This window comes from Komagataeibacter saccharivorans (assembly GCF_003207825.1).
Taxonomy (GTDB): Bacteria; Pseudomonadota; Alphaproteobacteria; order Acetobacterales; family Acetobacteraceae; genus Komagataeibacter; species Komagataeibacter saccharivorans.
The window spans coordinates 24341-42280 of sequence record NZ_NKTY01000027.1; the positions used below are offsets into that span (position 1 = coordinate 24341).

Annotated in this window: 19 protein-coding genes; 8 read left to right on the forward strand and 11 right to left on the reverse strand. The window is 63.2% G+C overall.

Translation table 11 applies throughout. The features are described 5' to 3' along the window. Positions 1-10: 10 nt before the first annotated feature. The 3 genes from CFR79_RS13180 to CFR79_RS13190 all read right to left on the reverse strand — a co-directional run bounded on the left by CFR79_RS13180 (position 11) and on the right by CFR79_RS13190 (position 2599). Complete coding sequence (locus tag CFR79_RS13180; protein WP_110548201.1) at positions 11-1132, reverse strand: L-dopachrome tautomerase-related protein; 1122 nt, start codon at positions 1130-1132, stop codon at positions 11-13. A gap of 98 nt (positions 1133-1230) precedes the next feature. Next, on the reverse strand, positions 1231-1761 hold the full coding sequence (locus CFR79_RS13185; RefSeq protein ID WP_102325340.1) for a DUF1269 domain-containing protein: 531 nt from the start codon (positions 1759-1761) through the stop codon (positions 1231-1233). Positions 1762-1891: 130 nt separating this feature from the next. Next, on the reverse strand, positions 1892-2599 hold the full coding sequence (locus CFR79_RS13190; RefSeq protein ID WP_181417443.1) for a lytic transglycosylase domain-containing protein: 708 nt from the start codon (positions 2597-2599) through the stop codon (positions 1892-1894). 152 nt (positions 2600-2751) lie between these two features. Here CFR79_RS13190 and CFR79_RS15705 point away from each other — a divergent pair, with 152 nt between their 5' ends. The 4 genes from CFR79_RS15705 (at position 2752) to CFR79_RS13205 (ending at position 5437) form a co-directional block, all read left to right on the forward strand. Then, positions 2752-2982: a hypothetical protein gene (locus CFR79_RS15705; RefSeq protein WP_132305144.1), complete on the forward strand. Its 231-nt coding sequence runs from the start codon at positions 2752-2754 to the stop codon at positions 2980-2982. After that, positions 2979-3896, forward strand: a complete 918-nt coding sequence (locus CFR79_RS13195) for a TrbG/VirB9 family P-type conjugative transfer protein (RefSeq protein ID WP_258373600.1) — start codon at positions 2979-2981, stop codon at positions 3894-3896. The genes CFR79_RS15705 and CFR79_RS13195 overlap by 4 nt, the downstream gene beginning before the upstream one ends. Continuing rightward, complete coding sequence (locus tag CFR79_RS13200) at positions 3896-4873, forward strand: TrbI/VirB10 family protein (protein ID WP_110548203.1); 978 nt, start codon at positions 3896-3898, stop codon at positions 4871-4873. The genes CFR79_RS13195 and CFR79_RS13200 overlap by 1 nt, the downstream gene beginning before the upstream one ends. Positions 4874-5098: 225 nt before the next feature. Next, complete coding sequence (locus CFR79_RS13205) at positions 5099-5437, forward strand: hypothetical protein (RefSeq protein ID WP_110548204.1); 339 nt, start codon at positions 5099-5101, stop codon at positions 5435-5437. Positions 5438-5455: 18 nt separating this feature from the next. Here CFR79_RS13205 and CFR79_RS13210 read toward each other — a convergent pair whose 3' ends face one another. After that, positions 5456-5665: a hypothetical protein gene (locus CFR79_RS13210; RefSeq protein ID WP_102325344.1), complete on the reverse strand. Its 210-nt coding sequence runs from the start codon at positions 5663-5665 to the stop codon at positions 5456-5458. 165 nt (positions 5666-5830) lie between these two features. Between CFR79_RS13210 and CFR79_RS13215 the strand changes: the two genes are divergently transcribed. Continuing rightward, on the forward strand, positions 5831-6676 hold the full coding sequence (locus CFR79_RS13215; RefSeq protein WP_102325653.1) for an acid phosphatase: 846 nt from the start codon (positions 5831-5833) through the stop codon (positions 6674-6676). A gap of 89 nt (positions 6677-6765) precedes the next feature. Here the strand turns inward: CFR79_RS13215 and CFR79_RS13220 are convergent, their stop codons facing one another. The 3 genes from CFR79_RS13220 to CFR79_RS13230 form a co-directional block, all read right to left on the reverse strand. Continuing rightward, on the reverse strand, positions 6766-8760 hold the full coding sequence (locus CFR79_RS13220; RefSeq protein WP_110548215.1) for an AAA family ATPase: 1995 nt from the start codon (positions 8758-8760) through the stop codon (positions 6766-6768). Positions 8761-8948: 188 nt separating this feature from the next. Further along, on the reverse strand, positions 8949-9944 hold the full coding sequence (locus tag CFR79_RS13225) for a hypothetical protein (RefSeq protein WP_110548205.1): 996 nt from the start codon (positions 9942-9944) through the stop codon (positions 8949-8951). Between the two features lie 291 nt (positions 9945-10235). After that, complete coding sequence (locus tag CFR79_RS13230; RefSeq protein WP_110548206.1) at positions 10236-11162, reverse strand: glucosamine inositolphosphorylceramide transferase family protein; 927 nt, start codon at positions 11160-11162, stop codon at positions 10236-10238. A 102-nt stretch (positions 11163-11264) separates the two neighbouring features. Here CFR79_RS13230 and panB point away from each other — a divergent pair, with 102 nt between their 5' ends. After that, entirely contained in the window at positions 11265-12095 is an 831-nt protein-coding gene (panB, locus tag CFR79_RS13235) for a 3-methyl-2-oxobutanoate hydroxymethyltransferase (RefSeq protein ID WP_102325347.1), read from the forward strand. Positions 12096-12135: 40 nt separating this feature from the next. Here panB and CFR79_RS13240 read toward each other — a convergent pair whose 3' ends face one another. Continuing rightward, complete coding sequence (locus tag CFR79_RS13240; RefSeq protein ID WP_110548207.1) at positions 12136-14496, reverse strand: TonB-dependent receptor; 2361 nt, start codon at positions 14494-14496, stop codon at positions 12136-12138. Positions 14497-14667: 171 nt separating this feature from the next. On the opposite strand from CFR79_RS13240, the gene phoU reads away from it, so the two are divergent. Together phoU and CFR79_RS13250 are read left to right on the forward strand one after the other, a co-directional pair. Then, positions 14668-15387 (forward strand): phosphate signaling complex protein PhoU, encoded by a 720-nt coding sequence (gene phoU, locus CFR79_RS13245; protein WP_102325349.1) that lies wholly within the window; start codon positions 14668-14670, stop codon positions 15385-15387. Then, positions 15377-16105 (forward strand): response regulator, encoded by a 729-nt coding sequence (locus CFR79_RS13250; RefSeq protein WP_102325350.1) that lies wholly within the window; start codon positions 15377-15379, stop codon positions 16103-16105. Before phoU ends, CFR79_RS13250 begins: the two co-directional genes overlap by 11 nt. Positions 16106-16123: 18 nt before the next feature. Here CFR79_RS13250 and CFR79_RS13255 read toward each other — a convergent pair whose 3' ends face one another. The 3 genes from CFR79_RS13255 to CFR79_RS13265 form a co-directional block, all read right to left on the reverse strand. Further along, positions 16124-16618: a peptide deformylase gene (locus CFR79_RS13255; RefSeq protein ID WP_110548208.1), complete on the reverse strand. Its 495-nt coding sequence runs from the start codon at positions 16616-16618 to the stop codon at positions 16124-16126. 21 nt (positions 16619-16639) lie between these two features. Further along, positions 16640-17272: a hypothetical protein gene (locus tag CFR79_RS13260; RefSeq protein WP_254057983.1), complete on the reverse strand. Its 633-nt coding sequence runs from the start codon at positions 17270-17272 to the stop codon at positions 16640-16642. Positions 17273-17507: 235 nt separating this feature from the next. Continuing rightward, a partial coding sequence (locus CFR79_RS13265; protein WP_146220140.1) for a carbohydrate porin occupies positions 17508-17940 on the reverse strand: 433 nt, incomplete at its 5' end.

Below are 17940 nucleotides of genomic sequence, written 5' to 3' on the forward strand. Positions count from 1 at the left end.
GGCGCGTACGTCAGCGCACGGGTTTGAGGTGCAGGTCCATGGTATACATCGCAACCGGCAGATGCAGGCGGCTGACCCCATCGGGCTGGAATGTCGCGGTGCGGTTCAGTTGCACGGCGGGTATCCATAACGTGCCGTGACTGTCGATCCACATGGCATCGGCCCAGACAAGACGCCTGTCACGCACCAGCGTCGTGGCCTTGCCCTGTGGCGTGATGCGCAGGATACGCAGCGTATTCACATCCGATACATACAGGTTGCCATCCCCATCAATGGCTGAACCGCCGGTGGTGGGGGTGTCGTAAAACTGGCTTACGGCACGGGACAGGTCGGCAGCGGACAGGGCAGGATTTTCCAGTGCCGCCGTGGGGGCGACCCACATGGGGCCGGAACTGGGCTGGAAATAGAGTTTCTGCCCGTCTGGCGAGACCTCAAGCTGGTCGGCATGGACGCGCACCGGCCTGCCATGCGTGGTCAGCAGCCTGCCTTCGGCATACATGGGCCGTTCATCCGTGGTGGAGCGGTCATGCGCCAGAATGCGCCGCTGCTGTCCCGTGCGCAGGTTCACCACAACCAGCGCTGGATCACCCGCATCGGTTACGAAAATCATATCGTTATGGAAGCGCATGTCATCCATGTAGCTATGCGCGGTGCTGGCGGCGCGTAGCGTTATGACATGTTTCACACTGCCCGTTTCAATATCGAAAGCCAGCAGCCGCGCGGGCGCGCCATCAGGCGGGTTGGGTGGTCCGCCTACATTCGCATCGCCTGAATCAACGACCCACAGCAGTCCGTCCGGTCCGATCCGGATGGCATTGACGCGTACGAAGGGCTGAAGATCCCCTCTGCTGCCATCGGGGCGGTTCCAGTGTGCATCGGGAAAAGGATGGGGCTGACCATTACGGTCGATTTCGGCCACCGTCGGTCCGTCACCCCCGCCGCCCCAATAGGGGAAGGAGACGAACATCCGGCCGTTATCGGCCACGGCGACCGCATTGAACACCCGTGGAGAGGTCCACGCCGTATGCAGCGCCTCATCGGCCAGCGCGGCGGGCGCAAAAGGGACCGCAGCCAGCATCAGGGCCGCAAGGACTGTATCGCGCAGGCGCCTGCGGGGACGGATCGTGTGCATGGGCCGAGCATATCACCCGTATGGATGCGGTGCCATCACGCCTGCGTGTGGGATCAGGTGCTGGTCCCGCCGGGTCTGGATACCCGGCGGGGGTATGGTCAGGCGGCGGGTGCGGCCATCTGGCCCAGTGCCGCGCGCAGCTTGCCTTCATCCGCAGGCGAGAGCGAGGTCTGCAGCACGCGGGCATGACCCTTGAACTGCGCCAGATCGGTCAGCACCTTGTCGGGCTGCGACTTGCGCACCAGCACGAACAGCGCGGATGTATTGGGCGGGATGGTGCCGCCAAGGGATTTGATGAAATTGTCATCAATTCCGTAATCGGACATCTTGCCCGCAATGGCGCCAGCACCCGCGCCGACAATGCTGCCCGCGACAAAACCGGCCAGCGGGTTCAGGCACAGCAGCCCGACCAGCGCGCCCCAGAACCCGCCGGAGAACAGCCCGTAGGATGCACCGACCTTTTCCAGGTTGACGCTCTGCTGCAGGTGCAGCTTGCCATCCGGCCCGCGGACCACGACGACTGCGTCCTCCAGATCCAGAAGGTATTCCTTTTCCAGTTTCTTGCATTCGGTCAGCGCGGCCGTGGCTTCATCCGGGCGGTCAAAACCGACAACGATCAGATCGGACATGGGTTACTCCATTTCATAACAGTCCCCCGAATGGCGGGGACTGACAGCAGGCATGATATTACATGCACAGCTCCCTGATCCCGTGGCGGTTTTTAGGCATGGATGCCCCCGGTGCGGCGCAGGTCTGCCCCTATTGCGCAGGGGCCGGAGGGTGCGGTGGGGGCGTGAAGACATCTTCCGGGGCCTGGGTAAAGGCGTCGCGTCCGCGCGGGCTGTCCTGTGGGCCATCGGTGGTGGGTGGCGCGATGGGTGTGGGCCGGGTCCTGCCGCCATCGGCAGGGGGCGGGGCCTCAAGGGCCGGGATCATCAGTGTTTCAGGGGTACTGTCATGCTGTGCCGCAAGCGCCAGCAGCCCGGCGACATACCCGTTACGCAGGCCACGGACGGGGCTGCCCGTATTGTAGCAGCTCAGCGCATGGCGAAGCCTGTCCTGCGCCGTGCCGGAAGAGGGCTGTGCGCTGTAGCAGTCATGCAGGACGTGGTTTGCCACATGCAGGTTCCGGCACGGTTCCAGTACCGCTGCGGGGGACAGGCCAAGCCGGGTTATGGTGCGGCTGTTGACCTGTAGCAGCCCGATATCGAAATCATGGCCGTGATCTGCAAGCCAGCGCACGGTCGCCTCCGCTTCCGCCATGCTGGCCGGTGCGCGGGGCAGGCGATAGCGACCGTTGACATGCACCGCCCATGGCACGCCCGCTGATTCCTGTCGGATCATGAGGGCAAGCGTGCGGGGTGACAGATCCGGCGCGCAGCGGCGACCCAGTGCTTCGACAGGGCTCATCGTCTCCACAGCCGGGATGGTCGTAGCCCATGTCGGGGCTGCTGATGCGCAGAGCATGACCAGGCCCATCCGCCAGCAGGATTGCGCTTTTTCTGTCCCAGACTTGCAAAGCATGAGGGGCTTTTTTATCCTTTTGCCATGTGCGGGTTATCAAAACATGGTGTTGAGCAGTCAGCGGTCATTCCGGTTATAGCCGGATGTCCCTGCCTGTGAGAGCGGAATCAGGATTTTTCAGTCGTCATCCCGCCAGCGTCCGGGTCAGTATGATGGTGGCGACGGGCATGCTGCTGGCCGCCTGTGCTGCGCGCCCCGGTCACGTCACCCAGCCCAATATGCTGTATCTGGTGCCGGTCAACCATGGCATGCCGCCGGAACTGTCCGGTCACGCGGACGCGGTTGCCCCCGCTGTCCCGCCTGCGGCACAGGCGGGTGGGGCATGATGCGGCAACTGTATCTGCCCGGCCTGCGGGCGCTGATGGCCGGTAGTTTCATGGCCGGGTTCGCGGCTGTCTGCCTGTATCCCGATGGCGCACGGGCGACAGGTAGCAAAAGTGTTTCCCCCTACGATTACCGTATCAAGTCGGTTGTCTATAACCCGCGTGACACGGTGGAGATTGATGGCGTCGTCGGGATTGCGACCGACATCACCCTTTCCCCGGAGGAGCATTACGTCACCCATGCCTTTGGCGAGGAAGGCGGCTGGTCCTTCGCCTGCCGGGAAAACCACTGCTTCATCCGCCCCCGTGAGCAGGAGAGTGACACCAACCTGACCATCGTGACCGACCGCCATGTCTACCATATCCTGCTGCATTACGTGGGCGGGCGGCAGGAAAAGGGACCGGATGGACATGTCCGCACCGTATTCGCCCCCACCCCGTGGGCTGTGGAACAGGCGACCGTCGAGCTGACCTATCTCTACCCCGACGAGGAAAACAGCCGGAAAGCCGCTGCCGATCGCGCCAGCCACATTCAGGCGGAACTGGCCGATGTGTATGGCGACGGACCGCGCAATACCGCCTATCGCCGTTCCGACGGAACAAGGGACCGGGCCATCGCGCCGCTGAATGTATGGGATGATTACCGCTTCACCTATTTCCGCTTTCCCGAAAACGGCGTCCTGCCCGCATTATACGCCATGAATGAAAGCGGTCAGGAAACGATAGTGAATGCGGTCGTGCTGGGGCGTGACCATAATATCCTTGCCGCCCAGATGACGGCGCGGCAGTGGCGCATCCGTTACGGAAGTCTGGTCATTGGCGTTGTGAATGACGGGTATAATCCTTCGCTCGGCAGTGCGGAAAATGGCACCATCTCGCCTGTTGTCCGGCGTGTCGCGCGCGATGGGGCATCGTGATGCGCGTGCGCCTTCCGCTGCCTCTTGCGCTGGCGGCCCTGATGATGCTTGCCCTGACCGGGCGCGGGGCACGGGCGGATGATCCGGCCCGCATCACGCTGAAATGCCCCGGTGGCACGGTTGTCGTGGATGGTCAGGGACAGGCGGGCTGTCTGGCAACGCCCGTGGCGGCACCCACCCCGCCCGCGCCCGCTGTCGAAAGCGTGGAAGACGCCGCCATGAAGCGCAGGCTCGGCCATGATTTCGTGTTTGCCACGCCCGTAGCCGATACCGCTGCCGCATCGTCCGCCACGTCGGCCGCCGCTCCCGCCAAGACTGATAACGTGCTGCTGACCCGCCTTCAGCCTGACAGCATGACCCCTGCTGTCGCCACGGTCATGCATAACCAGAACCTGACAGTCGGCAAGGGCACGCTGATACCGTGCGGCATGATAAACGAAATCAACACCACCCTGCCGGGCATGGTGACGTGCCGCGTCAGCCACGATGTCTATTCCATCAATGGCAAGGTCCGGCTGATCGACAAGGGCGCGGTGGCGGAAGGCGAAGTGACATCCGCCCTGCAATATGGCCAGAAACGGATTTTCGTGAACTGGCTGCGCCTGCGCAATCCGGAAGGGGTCACGATCGACCTGCTCAGCCCCGGCACCACGCCCCTTGGCGGCAGCGGGGTCAAGGGCAAGGTCAATACCCATTTCTGGGCCCGTTTTGGCGATGCGATCATGGTGTCGATCATTACCAATGTCGGGCAGATGATGGTGCAGGCGATTACCAACCTTGCGTCCAAACCCGGCACGACCAGTATTTCCACCAGCAGCGATGACACCAATTCCGTCGTGGGGCAGGTGGAAAAGATCATCCTTGCCCAGACCAGCAACGTGCCCCCCAGCCTGTATGTGCAGCAGGGCGACATGGTGCAGATCTATGTGGCGCGGGATCTGGATTTCAGCAGCGTTTACACGCTGACGGACCGGTAGGACTGTTGCCCGGATTTCTTTTCTGATGATGTGCAGTCAGTTTCCATGATGACTGTCGCATGTCGTGTGTACATTGAGTAATTTTCAAGAACAATTCTCGTTATCTTAAAGTAATAAGTTTACGGATGGAGGAATTTATTTTCCTGTTGAACTGTATCCCGGTTTGGCGCGATGATTGGCAGCAGGTAATCCGTTGCTTACCAACCGTCAGGAAAGGGAATACAGATGCCCCGTTTCATGAATGATGATGACCGCCCCGATGATGCGGGCGAAGGCAAGCATGGCACCGCGCGCCGACTGGCGGAGGCCGGACTGCGCGCCGAACGCGCAGGCGATCAGGCCCGGGCCGACGAACTGTTTGACGAAGCCGAACGCACCGACCCCGAAGCGCTGGAAAACGTGCTGATGGAAAATCCCGTCCCGCGCCGCCGGGTATCGGGTCAGGGCTTTGGTGATGACAGGGGTGTGGAACGCATGAGCCGTACCGTGCAGCCGGAGTCCGACGCCCCCTCCCGCGCGGGGATCACGGATGAAGGCAGCGGCGCGGATTCCGAACGCCGCTGAACCCGTTCCAGGCGGGTTCTACAGTGATGGGCCCCACATCCCCGCCAGAAACAGGATCATCCCCAGTGTCAGCATGGCAATGTGGAACATGACCTGACCGGGCATGGCATCGGGACTGATATGCAGTCCGTACATGAACTGGACCACCACCAGCGTCATTCCGATCACGCACAGGGCGATGCGCACCGGGCTGATCGACGTGGGCCATATCTGGTTTCTGCGGTTCATTGCTGCGTGCCTCCGGGCTGTGGCGTCAGTCTGCCATAAAACAGGGTCGGGCAGAAGGCGCATCGCCGCCATCGGGGATTTGCCACGTCCCGCGCGCATGCTATGCGCGGGGAAAGGTCATATGCGCCCATGACCTGCGGCGACCGGTGTACTGACAGGAACATGATGCGTCTCGAACGTTTTGCCACTTCGTATGGACTGGCCGCCTGCGTCGTGCTGCCCCTGCTGGGGACACCCCTGCGCGCGGGGGCGCATCCGCATCATCATCATCCTGCTACGGCCGCCCACGATCAGGCCGCGCAGGCGGAGGTGCCCGCAGGTCCACCCCTGCCCGACGGGCAGGTATTCCTGCCGCCCCCACCCGGCCCGGATACCGCCCAGCGTGCGGCTGATGCCAGCATCTATGGCGCGACCCGCGTGCTGGAAAACACGCCGCGATGGAAACTGGCGCAGGCGGACAACCGCGATACGCCCGCGCATATGGTCTCGGCCTTTTCCTGTGCCGTGGGGTTTACACTGCCGCCTGAACGCCTGCCCGAACTGGTGGGGCTGTTTACCCGGCTCGAACACCGGCTGACCCCTGCGGTACAGGCGGAGAAGAAACTGTGGAATCGTCCCCGCCCGTTTACCGAAGCCGAACTGCCGCGGTGCATTCCGCTGCGGGCGCAGTTGCGGCAGGACCCGTCCTATCCTTCGCTCCATGCGACGCTGGGTTGGGTTGCGGGCCTGATTCTGGCGGATATCCTGCCCGAACGCACGGCATGGATCATGCAGCGCGCGCGGGTTTTTGGTGAAAGCCGGGTTGTCTGTGGCGTGCAGTGGCAGAGCGATGTCGCCGCAGGCTGGATGAATGGCGGCGTGCTGTATTCCGCCATGGAACAGGACGAGGGCTTCCGGCAGGAAATGGACAAAGCGCGGGCGGAGGTCACGGCCCTGCGCACCACCATGGCCGCCCCGCCAGCCGCCGAATGCGCGGTGGAGGCGGATGCCGCAGCCCATCCACCGCAATAGGACTGCGTACGGGGCCATATGCGCGAAAGGCCGGGGCGCCCGGCCTTTCGGTTATCTGCCTTATGAATGCACCCGTGTCCGTCCGGTAATCAGGACAGGAACCCGATCCGCCGGTTGCCGTCACGCCCCGCTATTTCGGCCCGCAGCCGTTCAAGCAGTTCATCTGGCGTGGGGTTTTCGTCCAGAAGCCGCGCCCGGCGCAGTACCAGCGCGAAGTCGGACGGGACCAGCGTGCTGACATGGCGCAGCGCGGCGGGTGGTTCCTGATCGAAGAAACGGCGGAAGGCATGGGCTGCCTGTTCAGGCTTCAGATAGCCGAAGCGGGCGCGGAACAGGAAACGCCGCATGCTGGCGGGGTCCAGCTTTTCGACAAGGTTGGTGGTGCAGGCAAAGGGCAGGGGATGCTGTTCCATCCATGTCAGCATTTCATTGACCTGACTGATCTCCCATGACCGTTCGGCCCCACGGCGATCGCCCAGCAGGCTGTCGGCTTCGTCAATGATCAGGAAGGACCCGCTGTCGCATGCCTCGGCAAAGGCGGCGGCAATCTGCTGTTCGCTCTGGCCCACATATTTGTCCAGCAGGTCGGATGCACGCTTCTGCAGTACCGGCATGTCTATCTGGCTGGCCAGATGGCGGGCATATGCACTCTTGCCCGAACCCGGCGGCCCGGACAGCAGTAGCGAGACCGCGCGGGGTGCGCCGGGGCGCGCCAGCCGCCGGGTCAGGGCCTGCAGGTCACAATCCGCATTGATCAGCGTTTCGTCGTAATCGGCGACCTCGGGCTGTGACGGCATGGGCATCTGCCCGCCTGCCGCCGCGCGCGCGATGCCGGTCGCGATCATGCTGGCCATGGCCGAATCGCCACCCGCCAGATGGGTGGACCGCAGCGCATTGCGGAAGATGGCGGGGGCGGCGGGAATGGCGCGCGCAAGGTCCGCCGCATCCTCGGGCGCCAGGGCCACCTTTTCTTCCCGCGCCATGTCCTGCCACAGGCGCGTGCGCACGCCGATGCCGGGCTGGCGGACCTCGATGCACAGCGCCATGCGCCGCGCGATGGCGGGGCCAAGCGTATTGAGGTCGTTTGCCGTCCAGATCACGGGGGTTCCACCCTGTTCGAGCAGACGGTGGAAAAACACCCGGCTGTAGGACTGCGGCGGATCGAACAGGCTGGCGGTGAACAGGTCCTCCGCCTCGTCGAACAGCAGGATCGAATCCGTGTTGCGCAGCAGGCGCGTGCTGCACCGCAGGTCGGCCAGCCGTTCATGGCGCGAGGGCTCATCGCCCGCGCTGTCGGCCTCGCCTACCGGATACAGGATCGCGCCGATATGCTGCGCCAGCGTGGCGGCAAATTCGGTCTTGCCGGTGCCGGGGGGGCCATAGAGAAGGATATTGATGCCGGTCGCATGCGTCCGTACCGCCGCTTCCAGCAGTTTTGCGGCAATTTCCGCCTGCTGGCCCAGATGGGAAAAGGCGTCCCATGGCAGGGTCGCGGTGCGGGGCTGGCCCAGCAGCAGGGAACGGATGTCGCCCACCACGCTGGCACGCCGGTTCATGAGCGCCATGAGCCGGGGCAGCAGGGTGATGTCGCCGTCCTCGTCCACGGTCATGAGGCCACTCATGCGCAACTGCCCGTCGGGGGCGAGGGCGGTGGCGATCGCGTCCTCCTCCTGCCCCAGCAGCAGGTGCAGCAGGGGAATGTCCTCGCACAGGAAGGGACCGCGCGAACGGTTTTCGCACAGGTCATCCCATAACTGCTCGAAATGGCCGTTCAGGCGGTAGCACATGGCAAGGCCAAGGATCTCGCTGGCGACCCGGCCCAGCCCGGTGGCCTGTGTCAGTTCCTCAAGCCATGTATCCACGTAGCCCCGTTCGCCCGCATGCTGCTGGCGCGCTTCCTCCAGCGCGTGACCCAGGTGTTTCCACTCGGTCGCGGTCGGCGGGGTTTCGCCATCGTGGCGGGGGGCGGCGGGCAGGACCTTGTCGGGCAGGCCAAGTTCGGGCTGGGCCTGCACTACGCAGCGGACTAGGGCACCCGCATCGCGCGCGCCACGATGGATCGACCCATGCAGCATACACAGCATTTCCAGCAGCCGACGCGTTTCACCACGTACGCGCGGCGAACGTGTTGGGACTGGCCTGCGGCGGGGTGCCGGTATTCTGCTTTTGGCTAGCGCCATAAATGGGGTCTCCTGCTACTCCGGTATGAATATAGGTCTTGCAGGGCCGGATGTCGTGGGGGGAGAGAAATTGTTTTCTCTCCCCCCATCCTTCAGCTCCGGTCGGAGAGTGCAAAACCGGTTTCAACCTGTTTCAGCAGGCCATCAAGTTCCGTGCGCCGCAGCGGGTCGGTGCCGGTGGAGACATGGGCGCGGGCGCGTTTTTTCAGGCTGCCCGCAATACGGGGGTTGATGGGACGCTGCGCGCCGTTGCGCAGCAGGTCGGCAATGCTGGCCCCCTGCGCGTGGGCGGCATGCACCACGGAAAACGCCATGTGGTTGACGATGTTCTCGAACTCGAAACGTCCGAAGCGGGAATGGCAGCGGCTGAGCTGGTCCAGTGCCGCGGCGTAACGCTCCACCGGGTTGGCCTGTCCCGGCGTGCGGAAATGCTGGGTATGATAGACCGAGGCCTGCCCGTGTTCCTCCCGCGCCAGATCCCATTCGCCAATGGCGGTGCATTCCGTCTCGATCAGGCAGTGCAGCGCACGCGCGTTCAGGCAGGCCGAGATGAAGTCCGTATGGGTCAGGTCATTCCACGCCAGCGCCTGTCCCGCGCGCTGCATGGCGAAACGGAAGCCCCGGCGGCCATCGATGCCGTACAGGATGGTGGTGGTGCCCCGGCACAGCGGATCGGTTCCCGTCACCATGATGTGACTGGCGTCGGTGCGGTGCATGTAATGCTGCCACGTCATGACATCCAGCAGGGTTTCATCTTCTACCATGCGATCCGTGTGGCGACGTACATGGGCCATGAAACTGGTGGCCGCCAGTCCCGTCACCGCGCGCGGTGCAAAGTCGACCTGCCACCATACGCAGGCCTTGAGCAGGTGGAATGCAAGGCTGTCGCACAGCGCCGCCAGACGGGCATCTTCCGCCATGGCGGTATCCGCCTGTCCGTCACACAGGGCGCGTATGGCGCGGAACCGGTTGGAAAGAAGGTCAAGCTGCCGCGCAACCGGCTGCCAGGGGTCGAAATAGTTTACCAGCCGCTCGGGGCGGGAATGCTGCATATGCCAGGTAGCCAGGGCGGAGCGTGTTTCACGCATCGGACGGTCCTTGAAGTATCTGGGGCCATGGGGGCAGATGTTGCGTAACGGTTATTGTTATTGCCGCAGGCATTGCCTGCGTCCTGCACGGCCATGCGTTCAACGCGATGGAAACAGGTCACACAGGATACGGCGCCTGTCGGGGCGACAGGCTGGGGGCGGCGGAATATCTATCGCCAATACGCCATATCCATTCGCATTATAGGCACGAATGTATGATAATCGTTATTAATATCACATTAAATCCGGGACAGGTTCCCTCGCCCGGTAACGCGGATTACCTCGACCGCGTCAGTAACGCCGCGACCGCTGCATCAGTTCGCGCGTCATGCGTCCGATATCCACCCCGGCCCGCCTGATGACGGACCGGCTGGTATGCTTCGCGTCCACCAGTGTCACCGGCCCGGCGGCGGACAGGGTATGCAGCCCGTCGGTGGCCGGTCGCCACGCGGGGGGGGCTGTCAGGGCCGCAAGGGGGTGGGCGGCAAAGGTACTGGTGGTCAGGGTGGTGATGGCCAGCGGGGTGATGGCGCCCCCATAGGTCCGGGCACAGTCCTGCGTGGGCAGGATGATGGTGCCATCTTCCATCACGACCGGCGTGCCGCCGGGGCGAGCACTGTGTATGTCGCGCCGCACGGGATTGCCCGGATGCGGGTGCCACGGCCCGCTTATGCGTTCGGCCCATGCAACGTGCAGGGTATCGATCCGTGGGCGTGCCGCCTCATCCCATGGGGTATAGAACAGCCACCATCTGCCATCGTGGAACAGGGGGGAGGCATCGATCAGCGCACCGGGGAAGACGCAGTTTTCCACCGCTTTCCAGTGAAAGGGGAAATCCGTTGCCCGGTACAGGCGCTGCGTGCCGCTGGCCCCCGATTCCGGCATCATCAGGAAACTGCCGTCCGTATCACGCATGATGACGGGGTAGGACAGGTGCCACGGCTCCACCAGAACGGGGCGGTGCGACAGGATGCGCAGGGTGCGGTCCAGCACGAATACGTCGATGCGTCCTACCTTCACGCGGTAATCATAGGCTTCGGCAAACAGGTACAGACGGTCTTCATGCCAGATGCCGAACGGGTCGGCCAGAAAGCGGAAGGAACCGGGATCGGGCAGCCATGTAACCGGCATGGAATCCAGCGTACCGGCGCGGATGATATCAGGCAGCGGACGGTTTATGATGCCCGTCTGCCATATGTCGGTACGGCCAAGTCCCATGACGCTATCCCGCTCCTGTCCGGGTTGGATTTGCAAACACAGGGGTGCTGCAATATGCCAGATGCCATCTGTACCAGATGGAATATCAGGGGAATAGCAAGCATGGCCAATGTGGAACAGCCCCGGCGGCGGACCATTCGTGACGTTCGCAAGGGGGACGTGCCCGGTGTATGGCTGACAGCCTATACCGCACCCATGGCACGCCTGCTGGACGGGCATGTGGATGTCATGCTGGTGGGGGATTCGCTGGGCATGGTGGTCTATGGCATGCCCGATACGCTTGGCGTGGGCATGGACATGATGATCGCCCATGGCGCTGCCGTTGTCCGCGCATCGCGGCAGGCGCTGGTGGTGGTGGACATGCCGTTTGGTTCCTATCAGGAATCACCGGCGCAGGCTTTCCGCAATGCGGCCCGCATCATGGCGGAAACCGGCTGCGGCGCGGTCAAGCTGGAAGGCGGGACCGAAATGGCCGCGACCGTCAGTTTCCTCGTCCAGCGCGGCATACCGGTATGCGGCCATGTCGGACTTATGCCGCAGGCCGTCAACACCACCGGGGGCTTCCGCACGCAGGGCCGCGATGAACAGCAGGCCCGCAAGGTGCATGACGACGCCCACGCCATTGCCGCCGCCGGGGCCTTCGCCGTGGTGCTGGAAGGCACCATTGAGCCTCTGGCGCGTGAAATCGCAACCAGTGTTCCGGTGCCGGTTATCGGCATCGGGGCATCGCCCGCCTGTGACGGGCAGGTGCTGGTGGTCGATGACATGCTGGGCGTGTTCGGCACGTTTACGCCGCGTTTTGTCCGCCGCTATGCCGATGTGGGGAATGTGATTGAGGATGCCGCCGCCCGTTACGCCGATGACGTGCGTGCGCGCCGTTTTCCCGGACCGGAGGAATGTTTTGGCGTGCGCCGTCAGGTTACGCCGGGCTGATCCCCTTGCCCGCGCCGCATCGGCGCGGGCATGCGGCCCTTCAGAAGCCTGATGCTGCCGTAAACAGCACCGCCAGCCCGCCGCCCACGTAATATTGCGGCCCGTCGGCTGCGGTCAGGGTAGGGGTCGCAACGCCGGACAGGTAATGCTGGTTGGTGATATTGACGAAGTTCATCCGGAATTCGGGATGTGACAGAAAGGCGTGGTCGTCCATGCGGTAGCCGATGGCAAGATTGCCCGTGGTGTGGTCGGGCATGCGTTCGTCATTCATGAAGGTGGAATACTGCCGGCCCGTATAATGGACCGACGCGATACCGAAGAAGTGGCCGTCATCATAACTCAGCCCGGCGGAAGCCTGCAGCGTCGGGCTTTCCACCGCTGTCTTGCCCCGCGTGGCCAGCATGCCGCTGGTGGAGGGGATGTCACTGTCAATGGTCGCGTGCAGGTATTCCCCCGACAGATAGGGTGCGAAGTGATGCCATGGCTTCAGCCCGATTTCCACATCCACCCCGCGTGAGGTCTGGCCCCCGCCATTGATGGTGGAATCAACCTGCGCGCCGTTCACGTTCAGCAGCGTCTGGATTTCGCGGTTGGTGAAATCATAGTTGAACAGCGTAAGGCTGCCGATAATCAGGTTGCCGCTGTAGCGGTAGCCCAGTTCCTCCGATACGGAATATTCGTTCTTGAGCTGGGTTGTGATCCCGCTGGCCGTCACCCCGCCAAACAGCGCGCTTTCATCCGGTGTGCGGAAATTGGTGGTGGTGTTGAAGAATATCATATGCCGGGGCGTGATGCGGTAGCGGATGGCGATGCGCGGCAGCGGCGTAGCGGCATTGCTGCCCGCAGCCGTCTGCACGCCAGCCGAAGTGGTGGTGCCATGGCGGTCCAGCATTACTTCCTTGAAGCCGACATCAACCATAAGCCTGTGGTTGAGGAAGTGCATCCGGTCGCCCACATACAGCGCATTGGTCTGGGAAATCATATGGTAGCTGCCTGCATCAAGCTGCTGGCCATCGGGCAGCAGCACGGTGCGGCTGATCCGGTCCACCCATATGTCCGGCGCGTAACCGCTGCCGTTTACGGCGGTAAAGGGCTGGTGTTCGCTATCGTCGGAATAGTCGTACCAGTAGCCGAACACCAGATCATGGTTGGCTACCTGCCAGTCCAGGGCGGCATTGAAGCCGGAACGGTAACTGGTCTGGGTCCAGTTGGCGCGCACGACGGCATCCGCATCGGGCACCCCGGCGGGGCTTGCCCCGCTGAACATTCCGGTTTCCCCCATCGTCGTGCCGCCGGGATCGTTGCCGTAGCTCCATTGGGCATAGGGCGTGAGCTTGAGGTGCAGCCGGTCCGCCAGCGTCAGCCGCGCCGGTGCCGCGACGTAGAAGATACGTTCGGGCTGGCGGTACAGCGCCCAGTAATCGGTGCCGCCCGCGGCATCGTTCGGGTTGTAGGTGGCGGCAAGGTTGTTTGCCGCCCCATGCGGTCCTTCGGCCTGCCAGTCCGTCTTGTCCACGGGGGGATAGTAGCTGGCGACCATCGTATTCCACGTGCCCAGCACCGAAACGCGGTTGCCCGCCCCCCATTCGCGCAGGAACTTGAAATCGATATGCTGGCGTTCATCATGGCCGGGACCGCGCCAGTTATCGGTATAACCATGGGAATACGACACGAAGCCCCGTATGCCGGTATGCCCGATCTGCCCCGTTTCCAGCCGCAGGAACTGCCGGTTGGTGTTGTACGAACCATAGGACACATCCGCATACCCACCCGCGCGGGTGGACGGATCGCGGAAGGACAGGTTCATGAGGCCACCCGCCGCGTTCAGCACGGGGGAATCAAGATCCGCCGATCCCTGTTCGAGCGAGACGCTCTGGTAATTCTCGGTATCAGCGAACTGACCCGGATAACCGTTGTAATAGGCGATGTCGTTAAGCGGCATGCCTTCAAGCACGTAACCCAGCGAATCCCCGCCCAGCCCGCGTACGCTGATATTGGTCTGGGGTGAAAATCCCAGCGGATCGGATGAGGATACATTGGCGCCCGGCAGCAGGCTGACCATGTCGAACGCGGTAGCACTTGGCGCCTGCTTGCGCATGAAATCCGTGCCGATGGTGCTGACGGATTTTGCCGCGTCCTCCTCCCGGATCAGGCCGCCGCCGGGCTGGGTGCCGACCACGTGCTGGCTGGTCACGGTCATCCGCTCCACCTTGGGGGCGGCTGGCTGGCTGGTGGCATGGGACGTGGCCGGGGCGGCGGTGGATGTGGCGGGGACGTTGTCGTTACCCGCGGCCATGCCCGGCCCCATGCCCAGCGCCATGCCAAGGGCCGCCGTAAGCATCTGACGGCATGAGAGAATACCGGCATCGGGCACAACAGGGGGGCGGGGTGTGCGCGGCATTTCGTATTCCTGAAAAAATCTTTTTATTTCATTATTTTGTCCCACCCCGGTGGGGTATGACATCGTCTTGAACAAATTCGGGACCGATATAATATACTCAAATAGCGTATCGTAAGCCCCGTTTTCGGGCACATCCCGTATAATTGTGCGGGCAGGCAGGAAGGTTCGCAGGTGGGACAGGAATCGGCACATATCGTACGCAGTTATGAACAGGAGCTGGAGCATCTGCGCTCCATGATGGCACGCATGGGCGGCCTGGTGGAGCGACAGACATCGCAGGCCATCGCCGCCATCGCCGACCGTGACGAAAGCGCCGCCGGGATCGCATCCGACCTCGATCCGCAGGTCGATACGCTGGAACGCGATGTGGAAGCCATGGTCATCCGCATCCTCGCCCTGCGTTCGCCGGTGGCGGGCGACCTGCGTGAAGTGGTGTCGGCGCTGAAGATCACGGGGGATATGGAACGCATCGGTGACTGCGCCGCCTCCATCGCGCGGCGGTCGCTGCGGGCGGAACTGGTGGCGTCGCGCGTCTCGCTCAGCGGGCTGCGCGGCATGGGCCGCCTCGTGCAGGACAACCTGCGCCGCGCCATTGACGCGATGAGCCAGCGCAACGCCACGCTTGCGCGGGAAGTCTGGCAGTCCGATACGGCGGTGGACGAACTGTACAACGCCATGTTCCGTGAACTGGTTACCTACATGATGGAAGACCCGCGCAACATCGGCGCCTGCACGCATCTGCTGTTCATCGCCAAGAACCTTGAACGCATCGGCGATCACGCCACCAACATCGCCGAACGGGTCTATTACACCGCCACGGGCGAAATCCTGCCTGTCGTGCGCCCGCGTGGCGGGTTCTCCGGGCAGGGAGGGCGGGACGGTGCAGCCTGACCGACCGCTTCGCATCCTTGTTGCGGAAGATGATGCCGCCCTGTCCGTCATGCTGTCCTACAATCTGGAGGCTGCGGGCCACACCGTCATGCCGGTGGATAACGGTCTGGACGCCCTGCGCGAAGTAACCGAGTGGAAGCCCGACCTCGTGCTGCTGGACTGGATGATGCCGGGCCTGTCAGGGGTGGACCTGTGCCGAAGGCTGCGCATGGCCACCGCCACGCGCTACCTGCCCGTCATCATGCTGACCGCGCGCGGGGAAGAACGCGATTCCGTCCATGCACTCGATCTGGGTGCGGATGACTATCTGGTCAAGCCGTGCGGGATGGACGTGCTGCATGCGCGTGTGCGCGCCGTCATGCGGCGCAGCATGGGCCGGGCGGCGGGGGCTTCCGCCCTGCCGGTGGAAGACGTGCTGAACTTTGCCGATGTCACGCTGGACCACGGCGCGCGCCGGGTTACGCGTGGGGGGGCAGCCATTGCCCTTGGTCCCACGGAATACCGTATCCTGCTGCACCTCATGCGCCATCCCCGCCGGGTCTTTTCACGCGCCGAGATACTGGCATCGGCGTGGGATGACGGCATCCATGTGGAAGAACGCACCGTGGACGTGCATATCCGCAGGCTGCGTCTGGCGCTCAACGCATCCGGCGGGGCGGATCTGATCCGTACGGTCCGTTCCAGTGGCTATATGCTTGATGACGGGAAGGTGGACTGAACCCGGTCCACCCATCCATTACCGTTCCAGTCTGGCGAACCGTTTGACCGCCCGTTCCCGGCGTAGGCGGGACAGGCGGCGTATCCAGAAAATGCCGTTGATCTGGTCGATTTCATGCTGGAGGCACACGGCCATGAGGCCATCCGCCTCCTCCTCGGCCTGTGTGCCATCGGGGCGGGTATAGCGCACCCGCACGCGCGCCGGGCGCGTGATCGGGCCATGAATGCCGGGCATGGACACGCTGCCCTCCTCACGGGTTACGCTTTCATCGGACTGCCAGACGATTTCCGGGTTGGCATAGACATGCGGCCCGTCACCGTCCGGGAGGTCAATGACGACAAGCCGCTGGCTGATGCCTGCATGGCAGGCGGTAATGCCGATGCCGGGTGCCGCATGCATGGTTTCCAGCAGGTCGGCGGCCAGTTGCCGCGTAGCCGCCGATGAGGCGTCCACCGGGTCTGCGACCTGTTCCAGACAGGGATGTGGAAAGCGGATGATGGGCAGAATGGCCATGACAGGTGTCCGGGTCCCCGGTCAGTAAAGGAAAGGACCGTTATCGTCCGCGTTCAGGTTGGTGTAGTAGGGAATATAGAAATTCATGCCAAACGGGCTGTAGGTATGGTCAATGCCCGATACGGGCCGCATGGGTTTGACATCGTGTTCGGCAAGGCAGTCGTACAGCGTCTCGCGCAGGGTGCTGTTTTCCTTATCGGACTTCGGGGTGCCGTAAAACAGTTCATGCGCGTAGGGTTTGCACGCCTGCGGCGTATGGTCGTAATAGCGGGCGTACTGTTCCTGCCGGTTTTTGATGATATCCGCATCGGGTATCCACTGATGCGTGGCGACTGATGTATGCCAGATCTGCTTCCATCCGGTGTGCATGTGGGGCAGGCGGGCAATGGCGACGCCATCCTGCCGTGTGCCATCCTTGCGCACCACCGTGCCGTGACAGGCCAGAACCTGCATATGGTCGTCATAGACGGCGCTCTTGATCGTGCCATCTTCAAAACGGATTGCGGGGGAAGCCTGCGGCGCACCCTGATTGGCAGTTGCCACCACGGCGGACGTCACGGCTGGCTGTCTGCAGTAATTCACCAGTGGACGCGGTGCATGCTGCGCGCAGGCGGCCATGCTGAGCGGGAGACATAAAGCAACAAGACGGCGCAACGGATTCTTCCTTTACAGTTAGGGTGCGTGACATGGTCATCCGCCCTGTCCCGTCACGGGTATAGAAGGGCTGGCGGCCTCACAATAATGTAAATTTCAATGCCGGTCTGTGCTTTTGTTCCTGCATGACCTGCCGGGACCGCCAGTATGTGCTGGCAGTCTCCTTGTGGTGTGAAAACATTTCCATTTGACCCCGTGCATCACGACGGTAATGCGGGGGGCGAACAGGACGTTTTCAGAAGGTCAGGCTGCTGTGCAGGCCGAAAACGGCCTCGTTGCCCACGCGGCGGTTTCCGGTCCAGTCCGCCACCCCGCCGGAGGGGTTCCAGACGTACTGGAAGTCAGGCTGCATCACCATCCACGGCGTGACCTGCGCCTGATAGGTCAGTTCCAGATGGTTTTCGTTGCCCTGCACGATCGATCCGCTGTCGTGGTCGAACTGGCGCTGGCCTGAACTGGCCCGGCCAATGCCCCAGCCCAGCCCGATCGTGTCGTTGTCACGCCCCCTGAACGGCGCCTTCAGGTTCACGCCCGCATCGATGGCGAAGCTGATCAGGTTGCGGTCGCCGCCATTGCCGGTCGCACGCAGGAACACGCCCACCGACCGTGCGGATTGCAGCGAAGGCCGCCAGATCATCTGGTCGATGATGCCATACACCATCCAGTTG